This window comes from Bradyrhizobium sp. LLZ17, assembly GCF_041200145.1.
Taxonomy (GTDB): Bacteria; Pseudomonadota; Alphaproteobacteria; order Rhizobiales; family Xanthobacteraceae; genus Bradyrhizobium.
In genome coordinates, this window is sequence record NZ_CP165734.1 from 6,141,165 (window position 1) to 6,162,828 (window position 21,664).

General features: G+C 65.7%; 18 protein-coding genes and 4 pseudogenes. 11 read left to right on the forward strand and 11 right to left on the reverse strand.

Translation table 11 applies throughout. From position 1 onward, the window contains the following. Positions 1 to 126: 126 nt before the first annotated feature. Both AB8Z38_RS29510 and AB8Z38_RS29515 read right to left on the reverse strand, forming a co-directional pair. Positions 127 to 681 carry a flavin reductase family protein gene (locus tag AB8Z38_RS29510; protein ID WP_369721176.1) on the reverse strand — a complete coding sequence of 185 codons (555 nt, stop codon included), beginning with the start codon at positions 679 to 681 and terminating at the stop codon, positions 127 to 129. A gap of 57 nt (positions 682 to 738) precedes the next feature. Continuing rightward, the gene (locus AB8Z38_RS29515; RefSeq protein ID WP_369721177.1) at positions 739 to 1,836 is read right to left on the reverse strand and encodes an LLM class flavin-dependent oxidoreductase; all 1,098 of its coding nucleotides are present in this window, start codon (positions 1,834 to 1,836) and stop codon (positions 739 to 741) included. A gap of 215 nt (positions 1,837 to 2,051) precedes the next feature. On the opposite strand from AB8Z38_RS29515, the gene AB8Z38_RS29520 reads away from it, so the two are divergent. Together AB8Z38_RS29520 and AB8Z38_RS29525 are read left to right on the forward strand one after the other, a co-directional pair. Continuing rightward, the gene (locus AB8Z38_RS29520) at positions 2,052 to 2,966 is read left to right on the forward strand and encodes a 2-dehydro-3-deoxygalactonokinase (protein ID WP_369721179.1); all 915 of its coding nucleotides are present in this window, start codon (positions 2,052 to 2,054) and stop codon (positions 2,964 to 2,966) included. A gap of 13 nt (positions 2,967 to 2,979) precedes the next feature. Further along, positions 2,980 to 3,611: pseudogene (locus AB8Z38_RS29525) on the forward strand (2-dehydro-3-deoxy-6-phosphogalactonate aldolase). Between the two features lie 146 nt (positions 3,612 to 3,757). On the opposite strand, the pseudogene AB8Z38_RS29530 reads toward AB8Z38_RS29525, so the two are convergent. Together AB8Z38_RS29530 and AB8Z38_RS29535 are read right to left on the reverse strand one after the other, a co-directional pair. Further along, a pseudogene (locus AB8Z38_RS29530) lies at positions 3,758 to 4,122 on the reverse strand (hypothetical protein). A 66-nt stretch (positions 4,123 to 4,188) separates the two neighbouring features. After that, on the reverse strand, positions 4,189 to 5,100 hold the full coding sequence (locus AB8Z38_RS29535; RefSeq protein WP_369721180.1) for a PaaI family thioesterase: 912 nt from the start codon (positions 5,098 to 5,100) through the stop codon (positions 4,189 to 4,191). A 145-nt stretch (positions 5,101 to 5,245) separates the two neighbouring features. On the opposite strand from AB8Z38_RS29535, the gene AB8Z38_RS29540 reads away from it, so the two are divergent. Beyond that, the gene (locus tag AB8Z38_RS29540; protein WP_369721181.1) at positions 5,246 to 5,563 is read left to right on the forward strand and encodes a hypothetical protein; all 318 of its coding nucleotides are present in this window, start codon (positions 5,246 to 5,248) and stop codon (positions 5,561 to 5,563) included. A 39-nt stretch (positions 5,564 to 5,602) separates the two neighbouring features. On the opposite strand, the gene AB8Z38_RS29545 is transcribed toward AB8Z38_RS29540, so the two are convergent. Together AB8Z38_RS29545 and AB8Z38_RS29550 are read right to left on the reverse strand one after the other, a co-directional pair. Beyond that, positions 5,603 to 7,078 carry an amidase gene (locus AB8Z38_RS29545; protein WP_369721182.1) on the reverse strand — a complete coding sequence of 492 codons (1,476 nt, stop codon included), beginning with the start codon at positions 7,076 to 7,078 and terminating at the stop codon, positions 5,603 to 5,605. Between the two features lie 107 nt (positions 7,079 to 7,185). Further along, on the reverse strand, positions 7,186 to 8,298 hold the full coding sequence (locus AB8Z38_RS29550; RefSeq protein ID WP_369721183.1) for a ring-opening amidohydrolase: 1,113 nt from the start codon (positions 8,296 to 8,298) through the stop codon (positions 7,186 to 7,188). Positions 8,299 to 8,723: 425 nt separating this feature from the next. Here AB8Z38_RS29550 and AB8Z38_RS29555 point away from each other — a divergent pair, with 425 nt between their 5' ends. The 4 genes from AB8Z38_RS29555 (at position 8,724) to AB8Z38_RS29570 (ending at position 13,703) form a co-directional block, all read left to right on the forward strand. Then, complete coding sequence (locus AB8Z38_RS29555; protein WP_369721184.1) at positions 8,724 to 11,060, forward strand: Tex family protein; 2,337 nt, start codon at positions 8,724 to 8,726, stop codon at positions 11,058 to 11,060. Between the two features lie 325 nt (positions 11,061 to 11,385). After that, on the forward strand, positions 11,386 to 11,853 hold the full coding sequence (locus AB8Z38_RS29560; protein WP_369721185.1) for a hypothetical protein: 468 nt from the start codon (positions 11,386 to 11,388) through the stop codon (positions 11,851 to 11,853). Between the two features lie 97 nt (positions 11,854 to 11,950). After that, positions 11,951 to 12,643, forward strand: a complete 693-nt coding sequence (locus AB8Z38_RS29565; RefSeq protein WP_369721186.1) for a response regulator transcription factor — start codon at positions 11,951 to 11,953, stop codon at positions 12,641 to 12,643. Continuing rightward, positions 12,630 to 13,703 (forward strand): sensor histidine kinase, encoded by a 1,074-nt coding sequence (locus AB8Z38_RS29570; protein WP_369721187.1) that lies wholly within the window; start codon positions 12,630 to 12,632, stop codon positions 13,701 to 13,703. Before AB8Z38_RS29565 ends, AB8Z38_RS29570 begins: the two co-directional genes overlap by 14 nt. Here AB8Z38_RS29570 and AB8Z38_RS29575 read toward each other — a convergent pair. Together AB8Z38_RS29575 and AB8Z38_RS29580 are read right to left on the reverse strand one after the other, a co-directional pair. Further along, the gene (locus AB8Z38_RS29575; RefSeq protein WP_369721188.1) at positions 13,700 to 14,071 is read right to left on the reverse strand and encodes a response regulator transcription factor; all 372 of its coding nucleotides are present in this window, start codon (positions 14,069 to 14,071) and stop codon (positions 13,700 to 13,702) included. The genes AB8Z38_RS29570 and AB8Z38_RS29575 overlap by 4 nt on opposite strands. Further along, positions 14,068 to 14,934 (reverse strand): S1C family serine protease, encoded by an 867-nt coding sequence (locus AB8Z38_RS29580; protein ID WP_369721189.1) that lies wholly within the window; start codon positions 14,932 to 14,934, stop codon positions 14,068 to 14,070. Before AB8Z38_RS29580 ends, AB8Z38_RS29575 begins: the two co-directional genes overlap by 4 nt. Positions 14,935 to 15,122: 188 nt before the next feature. On the opposite strand from AB8Z38_RS29580, the gene AB8Z38_RS29585 reads away from it, so the two are divergent. After that, the gene (locus tag AB8Z38_RS29585) at positions 15,123 to 16,088 is read left to right on the forward strand and encodes a VOC family protein (RefSeq protein WP_369721190.1); all 966 of its coding nucleotides are present in this window, start codon (positions 15,123 to 15,125) and stop codon (positions 16,086 to 16,088) included. Positions 16,089 to 16,097: 9 nt separating this feature from the next. Here AB8Z38_RS29585 and AB8Z38_RS29590 read toward each other — a convergent pair whose 3' ends face one another. Together AB8Z38_RS29590 and AB8Z38_RS29595 are read right to left on the reverse strand one after the other, a co-directional pair. Then, positions 16,098 to 16,370, reverse strand: a complete 273-nt coding sequence (locus AB8Z38_RS29590) for a hypothetical protein (protein ID WP_369721191.1) — start codon at positions 16,368 to 16,370, stop codon at positions 16,098 to 16,100. 10 nt (positions 16,371 to 16,380) lie between these two features. Beyond that, on the reverse strand, positions 16,381 to 16,707 hold the full coding sequence (locus AB8Z38_RS29595) for a YbjQ family protein (RefSeq protein ID WP_369721192.1): 327 nt from the start codon (positions 16,705 to 16,707) through the stop codon (positions 16,381 to 16,383). 158 nt (positions 16,708 to 16,865) lie between these two features. On the opposite strand from AB8Z38_RS29595, the gene AB8Z38_RS29600 reads away from it, so the two are divergent. From AB8Z38_RS29600 to AB8Z38_RS29610, 3 genes and pseudogenes are all read left to right on the forward strand, one after another. Next, positions 16,866 to 17,744, forward strand: a complete 879-nt coding sequence (locus tag AB8Z38_RS29600; RefSeq protein ID WP_369721193.1) for a dihydrodipicolinate synthase family protein — start codon at positions 16,866 to 16,868, stop codon at positions 17,742 to 17,744. 216 nt (positions 17,745 to 17,960) lie between these two features. Beyond that, entirely contained in the window at positions 17,961 to 19,280 is a 1,320-nt protein-coding gene (locus tag AB8Z38_RS29605; RefSeq protein ID WP_369721194.1) for a xanthine dehydrogenase family protein molybdopterin-binding subunit, read from the forward strand. Further along, positions 19,262 to 20,282, forward strand: a pseudogene (locus tag AB8Z38_RS29610) (xanthine dehydrogenase family protein molybdopterin-binding subunit). The gene AB8Z38_RS29605 and the pseudogene AB8Z38_RS29610 overlap by 19 nt, the downstream one beginning before the upstream one ends. Before the next feature lie 184 nt (positions 20,283 to 20,466). Here AB8Z38_RS29610 and AB8Z38_RS29615 read toward each other — a convergent pair. Further along, positions 20,467 to 21,662: pseudogene (locus tag AB8Z38_RS29615) on the reverse strand (acyl-CoA dehydrogenase family protein). Between the last annotated feature and the right edge of the window lie 2 nt (positions 21,663 to 21,664).

Below are 21,664 nucleotides of genomic sequence, written 5' to 3' on the forward strand. Positions count from 1 at the left end.
TGAGGGGTTCTCTCGCCGCGCGATTCTGTTGCTGTTGAATTCGCTGAAGCAGACCCCTCATCCGGCGCTTCGCGCCACCTTCTCCCACAAGGGGAGAAGGAAGGGCGCACCGAACTTGTTGCGCTCTTACGAAAAATCGCTCCAGCTCAGATGGCGCGAGTCGAGATCGCCGACGGTCACGGTGCCGCGGATTTCCTGAGGGACGTGAAAGCTGCTGCGCAGGTAGACCAGCGGCGCGACCCCGTCCGAATGCGACACGCCGCGCACCTCGCCGACGAAGATCGAATGCGTCTTGGTCTCGAACTCCTGCGTCAGCACGCAGTCGAATACGGCCACCGCATCGCTCAACACCGGCGCGCCGGTTACGCCGCGCGTCCATTGCCCGAACCCAAAGCGGTCGTCGCCATTGACGCCCTTCTGGCCGCTGAAGGTGAGCGCGAGCAGCGCATGATCCTCGTGCAGGAAGTTGATTGCGAAGGCGCCTTCCTCGCGGATCCGCGCGTGCGCGCTGGCGTTGCGGTTGACGCAGACGATCAGTGACGGCGGATTGTCCGACAGCGAGCAGGCCGATGTTACCGTCAGTCCGGTGCGCTTGCCGTGCTCGGCGCCCACCGTGACCAGGGCGACCGCGCCGGCGCATTGGCGCATTGCCTGCTTGAAATCCTTCGCATCGACGCTCACGCCGAAATCTCCGAAACGAGTGCGGGTGCGGCACGATCGCGCCGCACCCGCCTCCGGTCAAGCCGCCTTGCGCGCGGAGCCGAGATGCTTCAGGCGCGGCATCACCTCGTTCTTGAGCAGCGACAGCGAGTGGTGCCAGGCTTCCGCCTTGTGCTTGTAGTCGAAGCCGAAAACCAGCAGCACGCCGAAGCCGCCGACCTCGTCGTAGATCTTCTCGATCTTCTCGGCGACGGTCGCGGGCGAGCCGACAATCCAGTTCCGCTTGGCGCAATATTCGACGGTGACGTCGCTATCGGGCACGTCGGGTGCGTGCTTCAGATAGTCCTTGAAGCCGAAATGGCCGAGCAACGGCAGGAAATATTCGCTCATCATCCGGCCCATCATGTCGCCGGTCGAGAGCTTCCATGCTTCTTCGTCGGTATCGGCGACGAACACCTCGCGCACAAGCCGCCAGTCCTGGCGGTTCGGCTTGCGTCCGGTCTTGGCGGCGCCGATCTCGACCGAATCCCAATGGCTGCCGACATAGGCCGGGTTGAGGTTGAGGCTCATCGGGATGAAGCCGCGTTCGCCCGCAAGCTTTAGCGTGTCGGAGTTCTTGGACAGCCCGGCGACGCCGATCGGCGGATGTGGCGCCTGCAGCGGCTTGATGTGCGGCTTGAGGAAGTCGAACATCGTATCCGGCTTGGTCACGGTCCAGTACTTGCCCTTGTAGGTGAAGGGCGCGGGATCGGACCAAAGCTTCAGGATGATCTCAAGCGCCTCGCGCGTCATGTCGCGGTTCTGCCCGCTCATGCCGTCGACGTTGAACATCGCCCAGTCGCTCGGCAGGCCCGAGGCCGCGACGCCGAAATTGAGCCGGCCCTCGGAGAGGTGATCGAGCATCGCGACGCGGTTGGCGAGTTCGGCCGGGTGGTGATAGGGCAGCAGGAACCCGCCCGGTCCGATGCGGATGTTCTTGGTCTGCATCAGCGCCTGTGCGATCAGGAGGTCCGGCGTGGGATTGGGTTCCCAAGGCGCGGTGTGGTGCTCGCCGACCCAGGCCTCCTGATAGCCGAGCTCGTCGAGCCAGCGCATCACTTGCAGGTCCCAATCCTGTCCTTCCTTCAGGCCGCACTCCGGCGGGTGCGAAGGCATCGTGAAATAGCCGATCTCCATGGTTTCCTCATCTGATGTTGACGCGTCTTGCTGCGCGGTTCACGGACGTGAGCGGAGAGATTTGAGCAAGCGGTGTGCCAGTGCGGCGGCAGCCCGCGACCGGCGAAAAAACGCTGGTTTGTGGCGGCAATAGCCGATATCCGGGGTCGATTTGCGAGGCCTCGTCTCATTATCGCGAGACGCTGTCTTGCCGATGAGACGAGGACAGTTTCGAGATGACCGAACCCGCCTATGTCGCGGTGGACTGGGGCACCAGCAGTTTTCGCCTGTGGCTGGTTGATCGCACCGGCCGTGTACTGGCCGAGCGACGCAGTGATGAGGGCATGCTGGCGGCGGCCAAGGCCGGCTTTGCCGGCGTGCTGCAATCGCATCTTACTGCCGTCGAAGCGCCGGATCATCTGCCCGTACTCGTCTGCGGCATGGCCGGCGCCCGCACCGGCTGGGTCGAAGCCGGCTATGTCGATACGCCGGCGCCGCTCTCCGCCGTCCTCAAGCAGGCCGCGCGCGTGCCGGGTCAGACGCGCGATATCCGCATCCTGCCGGGTATTGCACAACGCGACGCGAACGCGCCGGACGTGATGCGCGGCGAGGAGACCCAATTGGTCGGCACGCTCGGTCTCGGTGCCGCAGGCGAGGCGCTGGTCTGCATGCCCGGGACCCATTCGAAATGGGTCCATGTGCAGGACGGCACGGTCGCGCATTTTTCCACCTTCATGACCGGCGAGCTCTTCAGTGTGGTCTCGCGCGAGACGATTCTGTCGCTGGCAGTGGCCGGGGCCGATGATGCCGAAGATGTCGCGAGCTTCAAGACGGCGGTGATCGCTGCATTCAACGCGCCTGCCTTCACAGCCAATCTCCTGTTCGGCGCGCGATCGCGCCAGCTTCTGTTCGGCGGCACGCCGGCCGCAGCGCGCGAGACGCTGTCGGGCACGTTGATCGGCGTCGAGCTGGCGGCCGGGCTCTCCGGCACCGTACCGAAATCCGGCATGACCTTGATTGCATCGGGGCGGCTCGCGATGCTGTACCGGCACGCTTTCGAGGCGCTGTCGGTCGCTGTGACGTCGGTCGATGCGGATGAAGCGGTCCGCCGTGGCCTGTCCATGGCGGCTGCGTCGATCTGGACCAAGTAGAAGGAGCCTCGAGATGAGCATTCCCTTTCCGCCGATGAAGCGTCCGTTGGTGGCGATCCTGCGCGGTGTGAAACCGGAGGAGACCGAGGCCATCGTCGGCGTGCTGATCGAGGCCGGCATGACCGCAATCGAGATCCCGCTGAACTCGCCCGATCCGTTCCGCTCCATCGCGGCAGCCGTGAAACAGGCGCCGGCCGGCGTGCTGATTGGGGCCGGCACGGTGCTGACCACTGCGGATGTCGATCGTCTCAACGACGTCGGCGGCAAGCTGATGGTGTCGCCGAATGTCGACACCGGCGTGCTGGCGCGCGCGCATCAGCACGGCATGGTCACGATGCCCGGCGTGTTCTCGCCGACCGAAGCGCTGCTTGCGGCGCGCTCCGGCGCGTCGAGCCTGAAATTCTTTCCGGCGAGCGTGCTTGGTGCGTCCGGCATTTCCGCGATCCGCGCCGTGTTGCCGGCCGGCGTCGTGATCGCAGCCGTCGGTGGCGTGTCCGACCAGAATTTTGCCGAGTACATCAAGGGCGGCGTGACGGCGTTCGGGCTCGGCTCCAGCCTCTACAAGCCCGGCATGACGGCGGGGATGTCGCCACCCGTGCCAAGGCAACAATCGCGGCCTATGATCGGGCGATTGCGCAGGACTGAGCCGCAATAAACAAGCCGTGATGCGAACGGCCGCGGTGACGAGGTGCTCGATCTCGCGAAGACCAATCTGCTATCGCGCTGATTTCGGCTGAGGCGGTTCGGTTCACCTCTCCCGAAGGGAGAGGTAAACACCGGCTGCGCTTCCCTCAGCCCCGCTTCACCGAGGGCACTGGCAGCCGCTCGTGCCGGCGTCGGAAGCGCTGCCAGTGCAGCACGATGCCGATCAGCATGGCGGGCACGAAGCCGAGCGCGATCAGGAAATGCGGCAGTTGCTTCGGCGAGATGAGGGCAATGCCGATGTCCGAGATCAGCCAAGGGCTGCGAACATCACCGCGAAATCCGTGCGCGGGCAGCGCAGATAGTAGAACACGGCGGTGATGATGATGGCGGGACCGATCGCGATGGCGATCAGGACGGCCGTCAGCTCCTTCGGCGTGACGGCATCAAGCACCATCGACGCCAACAGCCACAGCGCGGCGAACATGGCGACGATGTCGATCGGATGCCGCAACCCAATACCTCTCGCGGGAACGCGCTATCGTTGGGTCCTATGCCCAGGCCGTCAAGTAAAATACGCCTATTCCTCGTGGTTTCCAGGCGTCGGGCGCAGCATGAAATGACCGAAGGCGGAGGCGATCGGCTTGTCCGGATCGTCTTGCCAGGCCCGCGCCTCGAAGGCGACGATGCGCCGGCCCTGTTTCACGATCGAGACATTGGCAAAGCTGTCGAGGGCGCGGCCGGAGCGCAGGTAATTGACGGTCAGCCCGATCGGCTTCGGCAACGCCGCGATCCCGAGCTCGCGCCTCACGCCGAGGATCGCCGTGGTCTCGAGGAAGGCTCCGGTCATGCCGCCATGGATCGCGGGCAGGATCGGATTGCCGATGATCACCGGCGAGAATGGCATGGTCAGCGTGCCGTCGTCGTTGACGCGAATGCCGAGGCAGCGCGCGAACGGGCTGTTGGCGAACGGGCCGTCCGGATCCTCCGGCGCCTCCAGCGTCGGGAAGCTGCGCGAATCCATCCCGCGGTCCGCGAGCATGTTGGTGCGGTTGGCGCCGACCATGAAGCAGCCGGTGGCAGTTGCGACCGGATCGTCCTCGGACTCCTGATACGCCGTGGAGCGCACGAAGGCGATCGAGCGGGTGGTGCGGTAGCAAACCGAATGCGCCTTGATGTCGAGACCGGGCGTCGCCGGCTTCTGATAGTCGATGCGCAGGTCGAGCGTGGCGATCGCGCGGGTGCCGTCCAGTGCGAGCTGCACCGCCATGCCGCAACTCTCGTCCAGCATCGCGGTGACGACGCCGCCATGCAGCACGCCGGTCTCGGTGTCGCCGACGAAGACGGGGCGGTAGGGCAGGCTCGACCAGGCTTCGCCCGGCGCGAACCGATCGAGCCGAAGGCCGCTGAACTGGCCGTAATCGGAACGGCGGCCCTTGACGGCCTCGGCGAGTTCCTCGAACGGAATCGCAGTGGTCTGTGACGTTGACATGGTGATGTTCTAGACCAGTGATCGCTGCTGCGCAAAACCCCGCCTGCTTTGCGTACGGCGCGGCTACCCGGGCCGGTTTGGCCTCGACAGCGCGCTCCGAAGCAACGATGGTGGGCGTTCGTCCACTGCCCGCGAGGAGTATCCCATGGTCGACCCCGAAACGCCCGTCACTACCGAGGGGCCTGTCACCATTTCGAGCTCGAGCTCCGAGCGGGCTCCGATCATCTATTTCGACGGCGCCTCCTGTTTCGGCCACCACAACGGCGCGATCCAGATCGAGCTCGCCGCCAATCTGCTGATGCCGGTCGGCGCCGCCGTCAGGGTCGACGTGGTCCAGACCGCGCATCTGCGCTGCAGCGTGGCCGCGGCGCTCGCCTTGCGCGAAGCGCTCGACAAGGCGCTCGCGATGTATCAGCAGGGCCGGCAGCAGCCGACGGAAGAGATTCCGGCGGTGAAAAACTAAACTTGTCAGCACGCGATCGCATCTCGATGCGATCGCCGCTCACGCGTGTGCGACATGCACCTTCGGCTTCTTGCCGCCGTTCCACTTGCCGTCGAGCGCGCGCTCGATCTGGGCGGCGAGTTGCAGAAGCAGGCCGTCATTGGCCTGCTTCGCAAGCGCCTGAATGCCGAGCGGCAGGCCATGCTCGTTGCTCGCCATCGGCATCGAGATCGCCGGCATGCCGCAGAGATTGGCGAGCGGCGTGAAGGCGAAGTTGCGCCAGAGATTGCCGAACCAGTCGAGCACGTCCGGATTGTCTGAGATGGTGAGATATTCCTTGGTGCCGACCTTCGGCGTCGGCAGCGCGGTGATCGGCGTGAGGATGACGTCCCATTGCTCGAAGAAGCCGCCGAAGGCGCGCGAGGTCGTGTTGAACACGCCTTGCATCTTCGCCCGCTCGGCGAAGCTCGTATGTCGGCCGGCCTCCCAGATCCGGATGTTGACCGGCTCGACCAGCTCCTCGGGCGGCCGCTCCAGCCCGCGCGCGGCGAGCATGTTAGAGATCACCACGGCAAAATTGCTGATGTAACAGGTGGTCTGCGCCGCGAAGGCGGCGCGGAAGTCGAGCTCGGGCAGCGCATAGTCGACGTGATGGCCGAGTCCTTCGAGGAAGCGGCCGGTCTTCTCGAGCTCGGCGGCGATGTGCGGGGTTGCGGTGTAATCGCCCCATGTGTGCGACAGCGCGATGCGAAGCTTGCCCGGATCGCGCTTGATCATTTCGGAATAAGGCTGCGCGGTGGTCCAGAACGGCATGAACTCGCCGGGCGCGGGCCCGCGGGCGTGGTCGACGAACGCGGCGGTGTCGCGCACCGAGCGTGACTGGCAGCCCTGGATCGAGACCAGACCCGTGAGGTCGGACATGTGCGGAGCAAGTGAGAACACGCCGCGCGAGACCTTGAGGCCGATATTGCCGTTGACGCCGGCAGGAATGCGGATCGAGCCGCCGCCGTCGGTCGCATGCGCGATCGGAACCACGCCAGCCGCGACCATCGCGGCGCTGCCCGCCGAGGAGCCGCAGGTGGTATAATCGGTGTTCCACGGATTGCGCGTGACATAGACGGCCGGATTGTCAGCGGAGCTGCACACGCCGAACTCCGGCGTGGTGGTGCGGCCGATCAGGTTCAGTCCGGCCTGGCGTAACTTTCCGGTCAGGAAGGTATCGGCGGCGGCGCGATTGCCGCGCATCAAGAGCGAGCCCATCTCCTGGAGCCGCCCCTTCATGGTCGGGCCAAGGTCCTTCATCAGGAAGGGCAGGCCCGCGAACGGGCCGCCGAGATTGGCGCCGTCCTTGGCCGGATCGGCAATCACGTCCTCGAACAGCTCGACCACGCCCGACAGGGTTGGGTTGACCTTGGCGACGCCGGCGGCGGCCTGGCGCGCCAAATCCTTCGCAGTCAGCTCGCCCTTGCGGACGCGCGCCGCCAGTCCGACGCCGTCGTGCTGTGCCCATTCATTCCAGCTCATCGGCAAAGTCATGAAACCCAGATCCTCTTGATGTGGCTACCTTCCTTTCGCAAGGCACCGCCTGAATCAACTGAGCCGGCGCGAGGGGCAGGGTTGCGCCGGGCGGAGAGGTCACCGCCTCAATTCGAGAGCCTGGCGATCGCTGCAACCGGCCCGCCGCCAGCGGGCCCCTGGTGCTCGGCGCCGCCGGAGACGTAGACCGCGCCCGTGCCGGCGAGGCCGGCGATCAATCCGCCGACGGCCGCACGGGCGTGGCGTGTCGAGCTGATATCGGTATCCTCCAGCATGGTGTGGCGAAAGCCGCGCACGCTGCCGTTCGGCGAGGCTTCGGCCTTGGCAAAGATATTGACGAGTTCGCGGCCCGCTTTTGCCTGCGGCGCGATGCCGAGACCGACGCTCTTCAACGCCGACATCACCGCTGAGGAGTCGATGGCGTCGCTCATCACGGCGTGTCCGATCTCGAATTTGCTCGCGGACGATGCTGAATTGCCGAGCACGATGACAACATTATGCATCAGCTCGATCCCGGACGAGGTCGAGGCGACGTTCGAGAACAGATCGTAGCGCCGCAGCACATCTTCGTCGTGGATACCGGGTGCGACCTCGCCGAGCGCCACCGCCACCCCGAGCGCGGAGGCGCCGCGCGAATAAGCCATCGAGCTGTAAGAGCTTGTCGTCACCGTCTTGTTGCCGCGCGCCGCTGCGGCCTCGACGCGATCGCTGGTGAGCAGCGGGCACTTGATCTGCACGAAATGGACGTCGGCGGGATCGGCGATGCCGGCATCCTCCATGGCCGCGTTGACCGCGTTGGCCGTCTCTGCGATCTGCGCGAAGCGTCCGAGCTCTTCGGGCAAGAAATCCCTTGTATGCGCCATGCCGATGCTCAGGCGCTTGCCCGGGATGTCTGCCGGCCGTGCCTCGGCTTCTTCGCGCGTGAACACCGTGATATGCGGGCTGAGCACGCCCTCGGTGCCGCCGGACATCACAAAGGCGATGCGCTGCTCGACCTCGTCCGCCGACAGGCCAAGCCCTGGCGCCAGTGCTGTGCACAGCGCCGCGACCGCGTACTCACGGGTAAAATCATTGACACCGCCATTGCCCTCGGTCTTGCCGAGGATGGCCAGGATGGACGCCGGGTCAATCGCGCCGGAGCCGATCATGGCCATCAGCCCGGAGACGTCGCCGGGACCCTTGGTAGCGATCCTGATGACGCCAACCGATGTGGTACGCATAGTGGTCCTCGTGTGGATTCAGGAGTCCGGCGAACAAAACAGCCGCTGAACTGGAGCGGCTGTCAAGCCAGAAGCCTCACTCGTCACCGTCACCCTGAGGCGCGAGCAGGTCGGTGCGCAGCACCGAGCAGCGAGCCTCGAAGGGCGACGGCCCGGCTGCACCCGGCCGTTCATCCTTCGAGGCTCACCATGGTGCGCGTTGCACCCCATGGTTCGCACCTCCGGATGACGGGGCTGCCATCTTGGTCGAGGCAAGTGGAAGCGCCCACACCCCCACGATTGTGGCGAGATCGCATCGTTTTGACAAAAAAACCTCTGTCGACGGTTGCGCGCCGCACCTTGATGAATCAACCTCGGTTGGTCCATAAGCGGCGTCCCGCGGCCGGTTTCGGTTCGCGTTGCGTGCTTGGACAGAGGGATCTCGCGTGGCGAATATCAACCAGAAAATTGCGCAGGAGCTCGGGGTTCGAGCGGAGCAGGTCGAGGCGACGGTGACGCTGCTCGACGGCGGCGCCACGGTTCCCTTCATCGCCCGCTATCGTAAGGAAGCAACCGGTGCGCTCGACGACGCGCAATTGCGCACGCTGGAGGAGCGTCTGGTCTACCTGCGCGAGCTCGAAGATCGCCGCAGGGCGATCCTCGAGTCGGTCCGCGAGCAGGGCAAGCTCGATGCCGCGCTCGAGGCCAGCATCCTCGCCGCCGACAGCAAGGCGCGCCTCGAAGACATCTATCTGCCGTTCAAGCCGAAGCGCCGCACCAAAGCCGAGATCGCCAAGGAAGCCGGCCTCGAGCCGCTCGCCAACCAGCTGATGGCAGAGCCCACCAACGATCCGAAGGTGGTGGCGGCGACCTTCGTCAACGCCGAGAAGGGCGTCGCGGACGCCGCGGCTGCGCTCGACGGCGCTCGCGCCATCCTGGTCGAGCGTTTTGACGAGGACGCCGACCTGATCGGCGCATTGCGCGAAGAGGTGTGGACCAATGCGCGCATGGTCTCCAAGGTGCGCGAGGGCAAGAAGACCGAGGGCGAAAAGTTCGCCGACTATTTTGAATTCTCGGAGCCGCTGACGAAACTGCCGTCGCACCGCATCCTCGCGATGTTCCGCGGCGAAAAGGAAGAGATCCTCGACCTCCAGATCCAGGCCGAGGCCGAAGCGCCGCCGGCCGGCGTGCCGGGCGCCTATGAGCTGAAGATCATGAAGCGGTTCGGCATTGCCGACCTCAAGCGGCCAGGCGATCGCTGGCTGATCGACACCGTGCGCTGGGCCTGGCGCACCAAGATCCAGGTGCATCTCAACATCGACCTGCGCATGCGGCTGTGGAACGCGGCGGAGACCGAGGCCGTGCGCGTGTTCGCCTCCAACTTGCGCGACCTCCTGCTGGCCGCGCCCGCCGGCACCCGCGTCACCATGGGCCTCGACCCCGGCTTCCGCACCGGCGTGAAGGTCGCCGTGATCGATGCCACCGGCAAGGTTGTCGACACCGCCGTGATCTATCCGCACGAGCCGCAGCGGCAGTGGAACGAGTCGCTTGCGATTCTCGGCAAGCTCGCGCTGAAGCATCGCGTCGAGCTGATTGCGATCGGCAACGGCACCGCCTCGCGCGAGACCGACAAGCTGGCAGCCGATCTCGTCAAGGGCCTGGCTGAGCTGAAGATGACCAAGATCGTGGTGTCGGAAGCCGGCGCGTCGGTCTATTCGGCCTCCGCCTTCGCGTCGCAGGAATTGCCCGATCTGGACGTCACCCTCCGCGGTGCGGTTTCGATCGCGCGTCGGCTCCAGGATCCGCTCGCCGAACTCGTCAAGATCGAGCCCAAGGCGATTGGCGTCGGCCAGTATCAGCACGACCTCGGTCAGGCCAAGCTCGCCAAGTCGCTCGATGCCGTGGTCGAGGATTGCGTCAACGCGGTCGGTGTCGACGTCAATACGGCGTCTGCGCCGCTGCTCGCCCGGGTGTCGGGCGTCGGCTCCGGCCTCGCGCAAAGCATCGTGCAGCATCGCGACGCCAACGGCCCGTTCAAGTCGCGCAAGGCGCTCAAGGAGGTGCCGCGACTGGGGCCGAAGGCGTTCGAGCAGTGCGCGGGCTTCCTGCGCATCCTCGGCGGCGAAGACCCGCTCGACGCCTCCGGCGTGCATCCGGAATCCTATCCGGTGGTGCGCCGTATCCTTAGCGCGACCAAGAGCGACATCAAGGCTCTGATCGGCAGCACCGAAATCGTGCGTACGCTGAAGCCCAAGGATTTCGTCGACGAGACGTTTGGTCTGCCGACCGTCACCGATATCCTGCGCGAACTCGAAAAGCCGGGCCGCGATCCGCGTCCGGCGTTCAAGGCCGCGGTGTTCATGGAGGGCGTCGAGGAGATCAAGCATCTCAAGAAGGGCATGATCCTCGAGGGCACCGTGACCAACGTCGCGGCGTTCGGCGCCTTCGTCGATATCGGCGTGCACCAGGATGGGCTCGTGCACATTTCGGCGATGTCCAGGACCTACATCAAGGATCCGCGCGAGGTGGTGAAGCCGGGCGATATCGTCAAGGTCAAGGTGCTCGACTTCGAGGTCGCGCGCAAGCGCATCTCGTTGACGCTGCGGCTTGACGATGAGGTCGGGGACAAAAAGGATGCACCCGGCATGCAGCGCGACAATTCGCGCAACACCACCCGCATGACCTCGTCGGCGCCGCGCAAGCCGGAATCCTCCGGCGGCGGTGGTGCACTCGCCGAGGCGTTGCGCAAGGCTGCCGAGAAGAACAACGGCAAGCGCGCGTGAACTCTTAACCTCTCCCCGCTCCTTGCGGGGAGAGGTCGGAATTCGCGCGCAGCGCGGATTCCGGGTCAGGGGCCGGGCAAGCTTTTGGCCGGGTCAATCGTCCATCCGACTCCCGCGTGTCGTAGTTCCAACCCAAATCGTGTTCGTGGAAACAGCCCCTCAGCCCACCCTCTCCCCGTAAGAACGGGGCGAGGGTGTGAGAGAGCTCGGATACCCTAACTTCCGCGTCAGAATCTGGCGCATTTGTAAGTTGAAGGTGAGCGCGCATTTTCCTCATCTGATCCTCTGGAGCGGCGAGACCTCGCTGCGACAAGGAGGACTTCAGATGAACAACAGGCTTCTCACAGGCATCGTCGCGGCGGCCATGGCTGCCGCGCTGGCGGTCGCGTCGCCCGTGCTCGCCCGAGGTGGAGGTGGAGGCGGCGGCGGTCACGGCGGCTTCGGTGGTGGTGGCCATTTCAGTGGCGGCGGCATGCACGGCGGCGGCTTCGGCGGCGGCATGCATGTCGGCGGCATGGGCGGCGGCGCGCACTTCGCTCATTTCGGCGGACCGGCTTTCGGTGGCGCCCGCTTCGCACATGCGGCGATCGGGCCGCGCTTCGCCGGCTCCGGCTGGCACGGCAGGCCTTTCATCGGCCGCCATGCGTTCTTCTTCCGTCATCACGGTTTCCACCGCTTTGCCGTCTTCGGCGCCCCCTTTGTCTACGCCGGCTACAACGACAGCTGCTGGCGCAGGAGCTGGACGCCCTATGGCTGGCAATGGGTCAATGTGTGCGGGGATAGTTGGTACTAGCATCGCCGGACCGCACCATTGTCGCGCTCGCCACCGGGCGGTTCCGCTCAGCCCCGGAACGGGATAGTCTGGTGGCGATCGTCGTGCGGAGTTTGCCATGACCGGAGATCACCGCCGTATCCTGGTCGTTGAGGATGATCCGGAAACCGCAGGCCAGCTCGTCGAGGAGCTGACGATTTCGGGCTATGATGTCGATCTCGCCGCGACCGGCCGCGAGGCCCTGAGCCACGGCGCCGCGCGCGACTACGCCGTGATCACCATTGACCGAATGCTGCCCGATATCGACGGCATCACCGTGATGCGGCAATTGCGCGACGACGGTATCGCGGCTCCCTTCCTGATCATCTCCGCGCTGGGCGAGGTCGACGATCGCGTGCGCGGCTTGCGCGCCGGCGGCGATGACTACCTCGTCAAGCCGTTCTCCTTCGTCGAACTTCTTGCGCGTCTCGAGGCCCTCGGCCGCCGCAGTGAGACCATCGCCAAGGACACGCTTTTGCGGGTCGGCGATCTCGCTATCGACCTGATCGCACGCAATGCCAGCCGCCGCGGCCGTAAAATTCCGCTGCTGCCGCGCGAGTTTCAGTTGCTCGAATATCTCGTCCGCAACGAGGGCCGCGTCGTCTCCCGCGCGATGTTGCTCCAGCATGTCTGGGATCTGCATTTCGATCCCTCCACCAACATCATCGACGTTTATGTCGGGCGCGTCCGTCGCAAGGTCGACGATGCCCAGGCCTATCCGCTGATCCACACCATCCGCGGTATCGGATATTGCATCCGTGCTCCTGGCTAAGACGCTTCTTTCGTCGACCTTCCGGCTGGCGCTGATCGCGATCGCCGCGTTCGGGCTGATCGTCGCGGCGATCATGGCCTATGTCTATCTCGGCACGCTCGCTTATGTGAGGAGCCGTGTCGGCGATGCCGGCGATCACGACGGTTTCACCGCCATGATCGAGCTTGCGATGATCGCGGTTGCCGTGCTGCTTGTGGTGCTGGCCGGCCTCGCGGCCGTGCTGGTGACGCGGCGCACCGTGGGACGGATCGAAGAGATCAATGCCGCCAGCCGCGCGATCATGCTTGCCGGCCTCGACCAGCGCATCCCCTTGCGCGGCAGCCACGACGAATGGGATCGCGTCGCCGAAAACCTCAACGAGATGCTCGATCGCATCGAGACGCTGATGGGTGAGGTCAAGCAGGTCAGCGATAGCGTCGCCCACGATTTGCGTACGCCGCTGACCCGCATGCGCGGCCGGCTGGAAAAAGCCTATCACGCTCCGCGCGATGGCGAGGCCGATGCGGCGCTGATCGGCGACGCCATCGCCGATCTCGACGCCGTGCTCGGCATGTTCGCCTCGATCACGCGGATCTCGGAGATCGAGACTCGCGCGCGCAAGAGCGCCTTTCGCGCGCTCGACCTTGCAGAGATCGCAGGTGAGGTCGTCGAGCTCTACGACGCCGCCGCCGAGCAGGTTGCCGCCCGTCTCAGCCTCGGCGGCGACCACGCGGTGGCGATCACCGGCGATCGCGACCTGCTGTTCGATGCCATTGCCAACCTGGTCGACAACGCGATCAAGCACGGCCGTGCGGGCGGACAGGTGACCGTCACCTGCCGCAGCGCCGGCGACGGCGCGATGATCGCAATCGCCGACGATGGTCCGGGCATTGCCACTGAGGAGCGGGATCACGTGTTCAAGCGCTTCTACCGGCTCGAACAGAGCCGCTACACCCCGGGCAACGGCCTGGGCCTCAGTCTGGTCGCGGCGGTTGCTCGCCTCCATGGCGCCGAGATCGCGCTGCATGACAATGCGCCGGGCCTGACGGTCCAGCTGAGCTTCCCGCCCTGCCTGGCCTAGAGCTCGATCACGCCGCGGCGCGCGGCATGCGCCACCGCATCGGTGCGGCCGGTGGCATCCAACTTGTCGAGCAGTGACCCGACATGGAATTTCACGGTATGCACCGAGATGTTGAGCTGACGCGCGATCATCTTGTTGGATGAACCTTCCGCCATCAGGGCCAGTACGTCGAGCTCGCGCTGCGTCAGTGCGATGTCTTCGGGCATGCTGCGGGGGTCGCGGGCGACCACCGTCGCGGCGGCTTGTTCGCCGGGCGCGGCGAGGCGAAGCCCGGCGACATTGCCGAGCAGCGTGGCCAGCCGATCGGCGAGGGCGGGATCGTCGATCTGCAGCGACAGCACGATCTCGGGCGTGTTGCCCTCGCTCACGCCTCCGGCCTCTCACCGACCGTGACCTTGAAGCTGGCCGGCTCGCCGCCGCGGCGCACCGCGACGTCGACCACCGAACCGACGCTCGCGGGTCCCAGCGTGCGCGACAGCGCGCGCACGCCGGAGAGCTTCTGGTCGTTGACCGCCACGATGACATCGCCCTGGCGGATGCCGGCCGCAGCGGATGGGCCGGTCTTGTCGACATTCATCACCATCGCGCCGACGCCGTCGTCGAGCCGCACCGGCTGGAGCCCGAGGCCGAGATATCCGCGAGCAATGTGGCCGCGCGTCTCGAGCTGGGGCGCGACGCGCTCGATTGTGGCTGTCGGAATGACGAGCACGCGCCTTGGGCCGAGCACGGCCATGCCGAAGGCCTCGCCCAAGGCATCGAGTGCAAGGCCGCCCTCCTGGCCGGGACGCAGGCGAACGTCGAGCTCGATCCGCGCATCGATGTCGCCGCCGCGCAGGCTGCGCCAACTTTTGCCGGACAGCGATACCATCCCGAGCGCCGCGCTCGGCGCGTCGCGATGGGTGGCGACGACGACCGACAACGTGCCGAGGGCAGGGACCGTTGTCGAGAGCTTGACCGGGGCGATGCTGGTATCGGCGCGCAGCAGCGCGATGTCGGTGGTGTGGTCGCGGCCGACGATCGTGGCCGCAGCCATGCTGCCGTCGGCAAGGACGATCTGGACTTCGCCCTCGTCGGCCAGCGCCTCGTCGGCGGTGACGATCAGGCCGGGCTTCCAGACGAAGCCGGTTGAGCGGGAGCGATGCGAGTGCACGGAGACAACGGACGGCGCTACGCGCGCCACGACGTCCGCGAGCGCGGACGATAGCGAAGACAGAGGGGTGGGGGCGGTCATGGCAAGCTCCTGTAAATTGCCCTCAATCTGGGATGTCGCGGTCGATTGCGAAACTGGCCGGGTGGCCAGGACACCGCCCCGTAAGACCACGGCCGACGAACATGTGATTGGGAGCTGCTCACGGGAACGTGTAGCAATCGCCAGATTGCGCCGCACGGCCTCCACCAATTTTCAGCGAGTCCTGACCGATGACCATCGACCTCACCCGCCGTACCCTGCTTCAACTCGCCGGCGCCACCTCGTTGGCGATGGCCGCCGCGGCCGCGGCCCGGGCCGAAGGCATCGCGCAGGGCGGCGGCCCGACCTATGCCAGCCGCACGCCGATGCGAGTCGGCATGGTGACGCTCCGGGTCAAGAATCTCGACAGGGTGGCGGACTACTACCGCGACGTGATCGGGCTCGGCGTGATGGAGCGTTCAGCGACCGCCGCCACGCTCGGCACCGACGGGATCGCGCTGTTGGTGCTGGAAGCGCGTGCCAACGCCGCCATCGAGCCGCGCAATACCGCCGGGCTCTACCACACCGCGTTCCTGATGCCGACGCGCAAAGATCTCGCGCGCTGGCTGGTGCATGCGGCCTCGCATCGCGTGTCGCTGTCGGGTTTTGCCGATCACCTCGTCAGCGAATCCGTCTATCTCGACGATCCCGAAGGCAACGGCATCGAGGTCTATGCCGACCGCGATCCGTCGCAATGGCAGTGGAGCGAGGGCAGCGTGAAGATGGCGGCCGATGAGCTCAACATTCCCGACCTGCTGTCGCTGACCAATACGCGCGTCCCCGACTACGCCAAGGCGCCGGACGGCCTGCGCGTCGGCCACATGCATCTGCGTGTCGGCGATCTCGCCCAGGCCGAAGGCTTTTACCATGGCACGGTCGGCCTCGATCCGACGCGTAAACGCAACGGCGCCGCCTTCTTGTCGTCCGGCCGCTATCACCATCACCTCGGCATGAATGTCTGGCAGAGCGAAGGTGCCGGCCAGCGCGACGATTCCATGACCGGGCTCGCCTGGTTCTCGCTGGTGACGGAGAAGCAGGATCTGCTCGCTGCCCAGCAAGAGCGTCTGCGCAAGGGCGGGGCAAAGGTCACGGCGCTCTCGAACGGCGTCGAGGCCGTCGATCCCTGGGGCACGCGCGTGCGTCTGCTCAAGGTGTAAGCGAGCAGCTCAGAGCTCGCGATAGTCCCGCTCGCCGGACTCGGGCCGCATGAACACGGCGACGTGTTTGTTGGTCTCGGGGTCGATGAAGCGTTCGCCGGTGTCGACCCAGCCGGGCCCGATCGGCTGCTTCGAGGCCGGCTTATAGCGGGTGTCGTAGATCAGGCTCGCGATCAGGCCGATCCCGACGAATGTCAGCGGCACTCCGAACGGCAGGAAATGGCCGACAATGAGCAGCACGATTGCGATCAGGAGCGCCGCGATGCCGATCGTCAGGGACATGCTCCCATCCCTAGTGTGCCGCCGGCTCGATCACGACGGCCGTTCCGTAAGCAACGATCTCGCTCATGTTCTGGCCGATCTCGGCGGAATCGAACCGCATCATCACGATCGCATTGGCGCCCATCGCGGTAGCGTTCTCGACCAGGCGATCGATGGCGTGGCGGCGCGCGTCCTCCAGGAGCCGTGTATATTCCGGAATCTCGCCCCCGACGATCGAACGCAGGCCGGCGACGATATTGCCGCCAAGCCCGCGGCTGCGAACGACGATGCCAAAACACTGGCCCAGCGTCCGGACCACGCGGTGGTTCGCGATGTTCTCGGTGGTGACGATCAACATGTGGCTTCCCGATGGTTTGCCTCGATCCCACGTTAGTCCGCCGACGTGACACGTCGGTTCATCTCGAGGCTTGCTTGCCGGCCAATGGGGGCCATGTTAGCACCGGATAAGTGGCGTGGGCCGAGTTGCCCCCCCAAATATCCGGATTATTCCCCGACATGCTCGAATTTCACGGCGTCTTCCCCTATCTCGTTTCGCCAGTCGATGCCGACGGCGCGGTGCGGACGGGCGTGCTCGGCAGACTTTGCGATGATCTGATCAGTGCTGGCGTTCACGGGCTGACGCCGCTCGGCTCGACCGGCGAGTTCGCCTATCTCAATGCCGCGCAGCGCACCTCGGTCGTGCAGACCACGATCGAGGCCGCAAACGGTCGCGTGCCGGTCGTGGCCGGCGTCGTCTCGACCTCGACGGCGGACGCGGTGGCGCAGGCGCAGGCCTATCAGAAGGTCGGCGCCGAGGGCATTCTGGCAATTCTCGATGCTTATTTCCCGCTCGCCGATGCCCAGGTTGAATCCTACTTCCGCAGCATTGCGGACGCCGTCGACATTCCCGTCGTCATCTACACCAATCCGCAATTCCAGCGCTCCGACCTGACCCTCGACGTGATCGCGCGGCTCGCCGAGCATCCGCGCATCGGCTACATCAAGGATGCCTCGACCAATACCGGCCGGCTGCTCTCGATCATGAACCGCTGCGGCGATAGCTTGCGCGTGTTCTCGGCCTCCGCCCATATCCCGGCCGCGGTGATGCTGATCGGCGGTGTCGGCTGGATGGCGGGACCGGCCTGCATCATTCCGCGCCAGAGCGTCGCGCTCTACGACCTCTGCAAGGCCGCTCGCTGGAACGAGGCCATGGCGCTCCAGCGCAGGCTGTGGCGCATCAACGAGACCTTCGCCCGCTTCAATCTCGCGGCCTGCATCAAGGCCGGGCTTGCGCTCCAGGGCTACGACGTCGGCGATCCCGTCCCGCCGCAGGCAGCGCTTAACGCCGACCAGCGCAAGATCGTGGAAGCGGCTTTAGCCGAGCTCTCTCCGTAGTCGTCATGGCCGGGCATAGCCGTCCGAAGGACGGCGTCGCTTTCACTTGCCTACGCCCGGCATCCACGCGCCTTCACACGAAAAGAACGTGGATGCACGGGACGAGCCCGGGCATGACGAAATCGTGGACATCCCGCCCAAAACCGCGGCTGGTCTCGCCTGCCTCGATCCGCTAAAAGGCAGCCCGATTTGAAAAGACCCTGAGGACCCCACGGAATGAACATTCTTCCCGGCAATTTGCGTTTCGGAGCGGGACAGCCCGTCAAGCGTTTGGAAGATCAGCGGCTGCTCACCGGGAAGGGGCAGTTCATCGACGACAAGCCGGAGGACGGCGCGCTGTGGTTGCACGTGCTGCGCTCGCCGCATGCGCACGCGAACATCGTCTCGATCGATATCAGTGCAGCGGCCGGGATGCCCGGCGTCACCGCCGTCTACACCGGCGCCGATCTGATCAAGGACGACGTCGGCACCCTCCCGACGCTGAGCATCTTCAAGCGCCCGGACGGCAAGCCGATGACGGTGCCGCCGCGGCGGCTGCTCGCCCATGAGGTGGTGCGCTACACCGGCGAGGCGGTGGCGGCAGTGGTGGCTGCGTCACGTGCAGAGGCCCAGAGTGCGGCCGAAGCGATCGTCGTCGAATACGACGTGCAGCCCGCGGTCGTCGACCCCGTCGAGGCTGTGAAGTCCGGTGCGCCCGTGGTGTGGCCCGAGGCGCCCGACAACATCGTCGGCGCCATGAGCTATGGCGATGCCGCCAAGGTGGATGCTGCGTTTGCCAACGCCGCGCACACCGTCGAGCTCGATCTGGTCAGCCAGCGCCTGGTACCCTCGGCCATGGAGCCGCGCTCGACCATTGCCGAGATCGACAAAACGTCCGGCCGCCTGCTCCTGCATGTGCAGTCGCAGACGCCGGCCTCGACCCGCGACTTGCTGGCGGAATCCGTGCTGAAGCGTCCCAAGGACAGCGTCCGCGTGCTGGTCGGCGACATCGGCGGCGGCTTTGGCCAGAAGACCAGTCTCTATCCCGAAGACGGCATCGTCGCCTACGCCGCGACCAAGCTGAACCGGAAGATCCGCTGGCGCGGCGACCGCACCGATGAATTCGTCGGTGGCACCCACGGCCGCGATCTCACCTCGACCGCCTCCTTCGCGCTCGACGACAAGGGCAAGGTGCTCGCCTATCGCGTCAAGTCGATCGGCTGCACCGGCGCTTATTCATCAGGTACGGGCAATATCATCCCGCTGGTGCTCGGGCCGTTCGTGCAAACCGGCGTCTACGACCTGCCGCTGGTGCATTTCGAGGTGAAGTCGGTGATGACCCACACCGCGCCGGTCGGCGCCTATCGCGGCGCGGGCCGCCCGGAAGCGGTGTTCATCGTCGAGCGCCTGTTCGACGCCGCCGCGCGAAAGATCGGCATGGATCCGCGCGCGATCCGCAAGGCGAACTACATCAAACCGGCGCAGCTGCCCTATACCAACGCAGCGGGCCAGGTTTACGACCCGGTGCCTTCGCGCACATGCTCGATCGCGCCGTGAAGCTTGCAGACTGGGACGGCTTCGTCGCGCGCAAGAAAGCGGCGAAGAAGAAGGGCCTGCTCTACGGCCGCGGGCTGACCTCCTATATCGAATGGACCGGTGGTCGCGCCCACACCGAAAAAGTCAGCCTGCACGCGACCTCGGAAGGGCGCGTTATCCTGCATTCCGGCACCATGGCGATGGGGCAGGGGCTGCAGACCACCTATACCCAGATGATCTCCGACACGCTCGGCATCCCCATGGACAAGATCGATGTCGTGCAAGGCGACACGGATCTCGCCATGGGCTTCGGCAGCGTCGGCTCGCGCTCGCTGTTCGTCGGCGGCACCGCGGTTGCGGTCTCCTCCAACGATTTGATCCAGAAGGCGCGCGAGAAGGCGGCGAACGTGCTCGAGACCTCGATCGAGGACATCGAATACCAGGGCGGCATGCTCACCGTGGTCGGCACCGACCGGCGCATCAGCCTGTTCGATCTCGCCGAGAGGAGAGCGGCGCGAGGCTCAGCGTCGATTCGAAGGCGAGGTCGACGGGCCGAGCTGGCCGAACGGCACGCATATCTGCGAGGTCCAAATCGATCCCGAGACCGGCGTCTCCAAGGTCGTGCGCTACACCACGGTCGACGACGTCGGCGTCGCCGTGAACCCGATGCTGGTGACGGGCCAGATCCACGGCGGCGTCGTGCAGGGCATTGGTCAGGCGCTGTATGAAGGCGTGTCGTACGATGCCGACGGTCAGCTGCTCACCGCGAGCTACCAGGATTACTGCATCCCGCGCGCCGACGACGTGCCCCCGCTCGTGGTGACGCTGGACGAGACCGCACCCTGCCGCACCAATCCGCTCGGCGCCAAGGGCTGCGGCGAATCCGGCGCGATCGGCGGCCCGCCCTGCGTCACCAACGGCGTGATGGACGCACTCGCCGAGCTCGGCATCACCCAGCTCAACACGCCCCTGACGCCGCAGAAGATCTGGAAGGCGATCCGGGAGGCGAAGGCGGCGGGTTAGCGCCATTGTTGTGCTGGCTGTCGTCACAAATCCAACTCGTCGTCCCGGCGAAGGCCGGGAGCCATAGCCACCGAGTCTAATTCGGCGAAGATTTGCAGTTACCAGCTTCGCGCTACAATTTCGTCACGGCGTATGGGTCCCGGCCTTCGCCGGGACGACACCGAGGGTGAGGAAAAAGTTCGCGCTAAATCCCCAACATCATCTTCGCGATGATATCGCGCTGGATCTCCGACGTTCCGCCGAAGATCGTGTAGGCGCGGCCGTTGAGATATTCCGGCATCACCGTCAGCATCTCCTCCGGGATCGCCGGCTCGTGATTGAGCTTGTAGAGCGGACGCATCGGCTCGACCGCGAGGGCGTCGTGGCCGATCACATCGGCGCCCAGCCGGGTCACGGCCTGCCGGATCTCGCTGTTGCGCAGCTTCAGGATCGACGAGACCGCGCCGGGATTTTGCCCGGTCTGTAGCGCCGAGAGCACGCGCAGCTCGGTCATCTCCAGCGCGTCGATGTCGATCTCCACCTCGGAGATGCGCGTGGCGATGTCAGGGCTATCGATGGCGCGTCCGGTCAGATCGGACTCGGCCAGCTCCGAGATCGCCTTCAGCCCTTCGCGCAGCTTCGCCGATGCGATGCCGGAGCCGCGCTCGAATTCGAGCAGATATTTACCGTAGGTCCAGCCCTTGCCTTCCTCGCCGACACGGTTTGCGACCGGCACCCGCACGTCGTCGAAAAACACCTGGTTGACCTCGTGGTCGCCGCCGATCGTCAGGATCGGGCGCGTGGTGATGCCCGGCGTCTTCATGTCGATCAGGACAAAGCTGATGCCGTCCTGCTGCCGCGGCCGTCGCTGGTGCGCACCAGCGCGAACATGCGGTTGGCGTGATGCGCATGCGTGGTCCAGATCTTGGTGCCGTTGATGATGTAGTCGTCACCGTCGCGTATCGCGCGCGTCTTCAGCGAGGACAGGTCGGAGCCGGAGCCCGGCTCGGAATAGCCCTGGCACCAATAGTCCTCGCCGGAGAGAATCCGCGGCAGGTAGAAATTCTTCTGCTCGGGGCTGCCGAAGCCGATGATGACGGGCCCCACCATCTTCACCCCCATCACGTTGACGTTGGGCACGCCGGCGCGGGCGGATTCGGTCTCGAAGATCCAGCGCTGCGCCGGCGTCCAGTCCGGGCCGCCGTGTTCGACCGGCCAGCCTGGCGCGCCCCAGCCTTGCTTGTGCAGCACGCGCTGCCAGGCCATGCCGATATCGGGGTCGGAGAACACCGACGGCGTCAGCGCGGTGGCGCGCTTCATCTCCCCGGTGAGATTCTTGGTGATGAAGCCGCGCACCTCGTCCTGGAAGGCGCGCTCTTCCGCATTGAAGGCCAGGTCCATGA

What these genes read in the sequence shown, in the direction of transcription:
- AB8Z38_RS29540 (WP_369721181.1), top strand. Translation starts at nt 5,246, where the DNA reads ATGGTCGACCCCGAAACGCCCGTCACTACCGAGGGGCCTGTCACCATT.
- AB8Z38_RS29560 (WP_369721185.1), top strand. Translation starts at nt 11,386, where the DNA reads ATGAACAACAGGCTTCTCACAGGCATCGTCGCGGCGGCCATGGCTGCC.
- AB8Z38_RS29520 (WP_369721179.1), top strand. Translation starts at nt 2,052, where the DNA reads ATGACCGAACCCGCCTATGTCGCGGTGGACTGGGGCACCAGCAGTTTT.
- AB8Z38_RS29550 (WP_369721183.1), bottom strand. Translation starts at nt 8,298, where the DNA reads ATGCGTACCACATCGGTTGGCGTCATCAGGATCGCTACCAAGGGTCCC.
- AB8Z38_RS29600 (WP_369721193.1), top strand. Translation starts at nt 16,866, where the DNA reads ATGCTCGAATTTCACGGCGTCTTCCCCTATCTCGTTTCGCCAGTCGAT.
- AB8Z38_RS29580 (WP_369721189.1), bottom strand. Translation starts at nt 14,934, where the DNA reads ATGACCGCCCCCACCCCTCTGTCTTCGCTATCGTCCGCGCTCGCGGAC.
- AB8Z38_RS29595 (WP_369721192.1), bottom strand. Translation starts at nt 16,707, where the DNA reads ATGTTGATCGTCACCACCGAGAACATCGCGAACCACCGCGTGGTCCGG.
- AB8Z38_RS29590 (WP_369721191.1), bottom strand. Translation starts at nt 16,370, where the DNA reads ATGTCCCTGACGATCGGCATCGCGGCGCTCCTGATCGCAATCGTGCTG.
- AB8Z38_RS29515 (WP_369721177.1), bottom strand. Translation starts at nt 1,836, where the DNA reads ATGGAGATCGGCTATTTCACGATGCCTTCGCACCCGCCGGAGTGCGGC.
- AB8Z38_RS29565 (WP_369721186.1), top strand. Translation starts at nt 11,951, where the DNA reads ATGACCGGAGATCACCGCCGTATCCTGGTCGTTGAGGATGATCCGGAA.
- AB8Z38_RS29545 (WP_369721182.1), bottom strand. Translation starts at nt 7,078, where the DNA reads ATGACTTTGCCGATGAGCTGGAATGAATGGGCACAGCACGACGGCGTC.
- AB8Z38_RS29605 (WP_369721194.1), top strand. Translation starts at nt 17,961, where the DNA reads ATGAACATTCTTCCCGGCAATTTGCGTTTCGGAGCGGGACAGCCCGTC.
- AB8Z38_RS29535 (WP_369721180.1), bottom strand. Translation starts at nt 5,100, where the DNA reads ATGTCAACGTCACAGACCACTGCGATTCCGTTCGAGGAACTCGCCGAG.
- AB8Z38_RS29585 (WP_369721190.1), top strand. Translation starts at nt 15,123, where the DNA reads ATGACCATCGACCTCACCCGCCGTACCCTGCTTCAACTCGCCGGCGCC.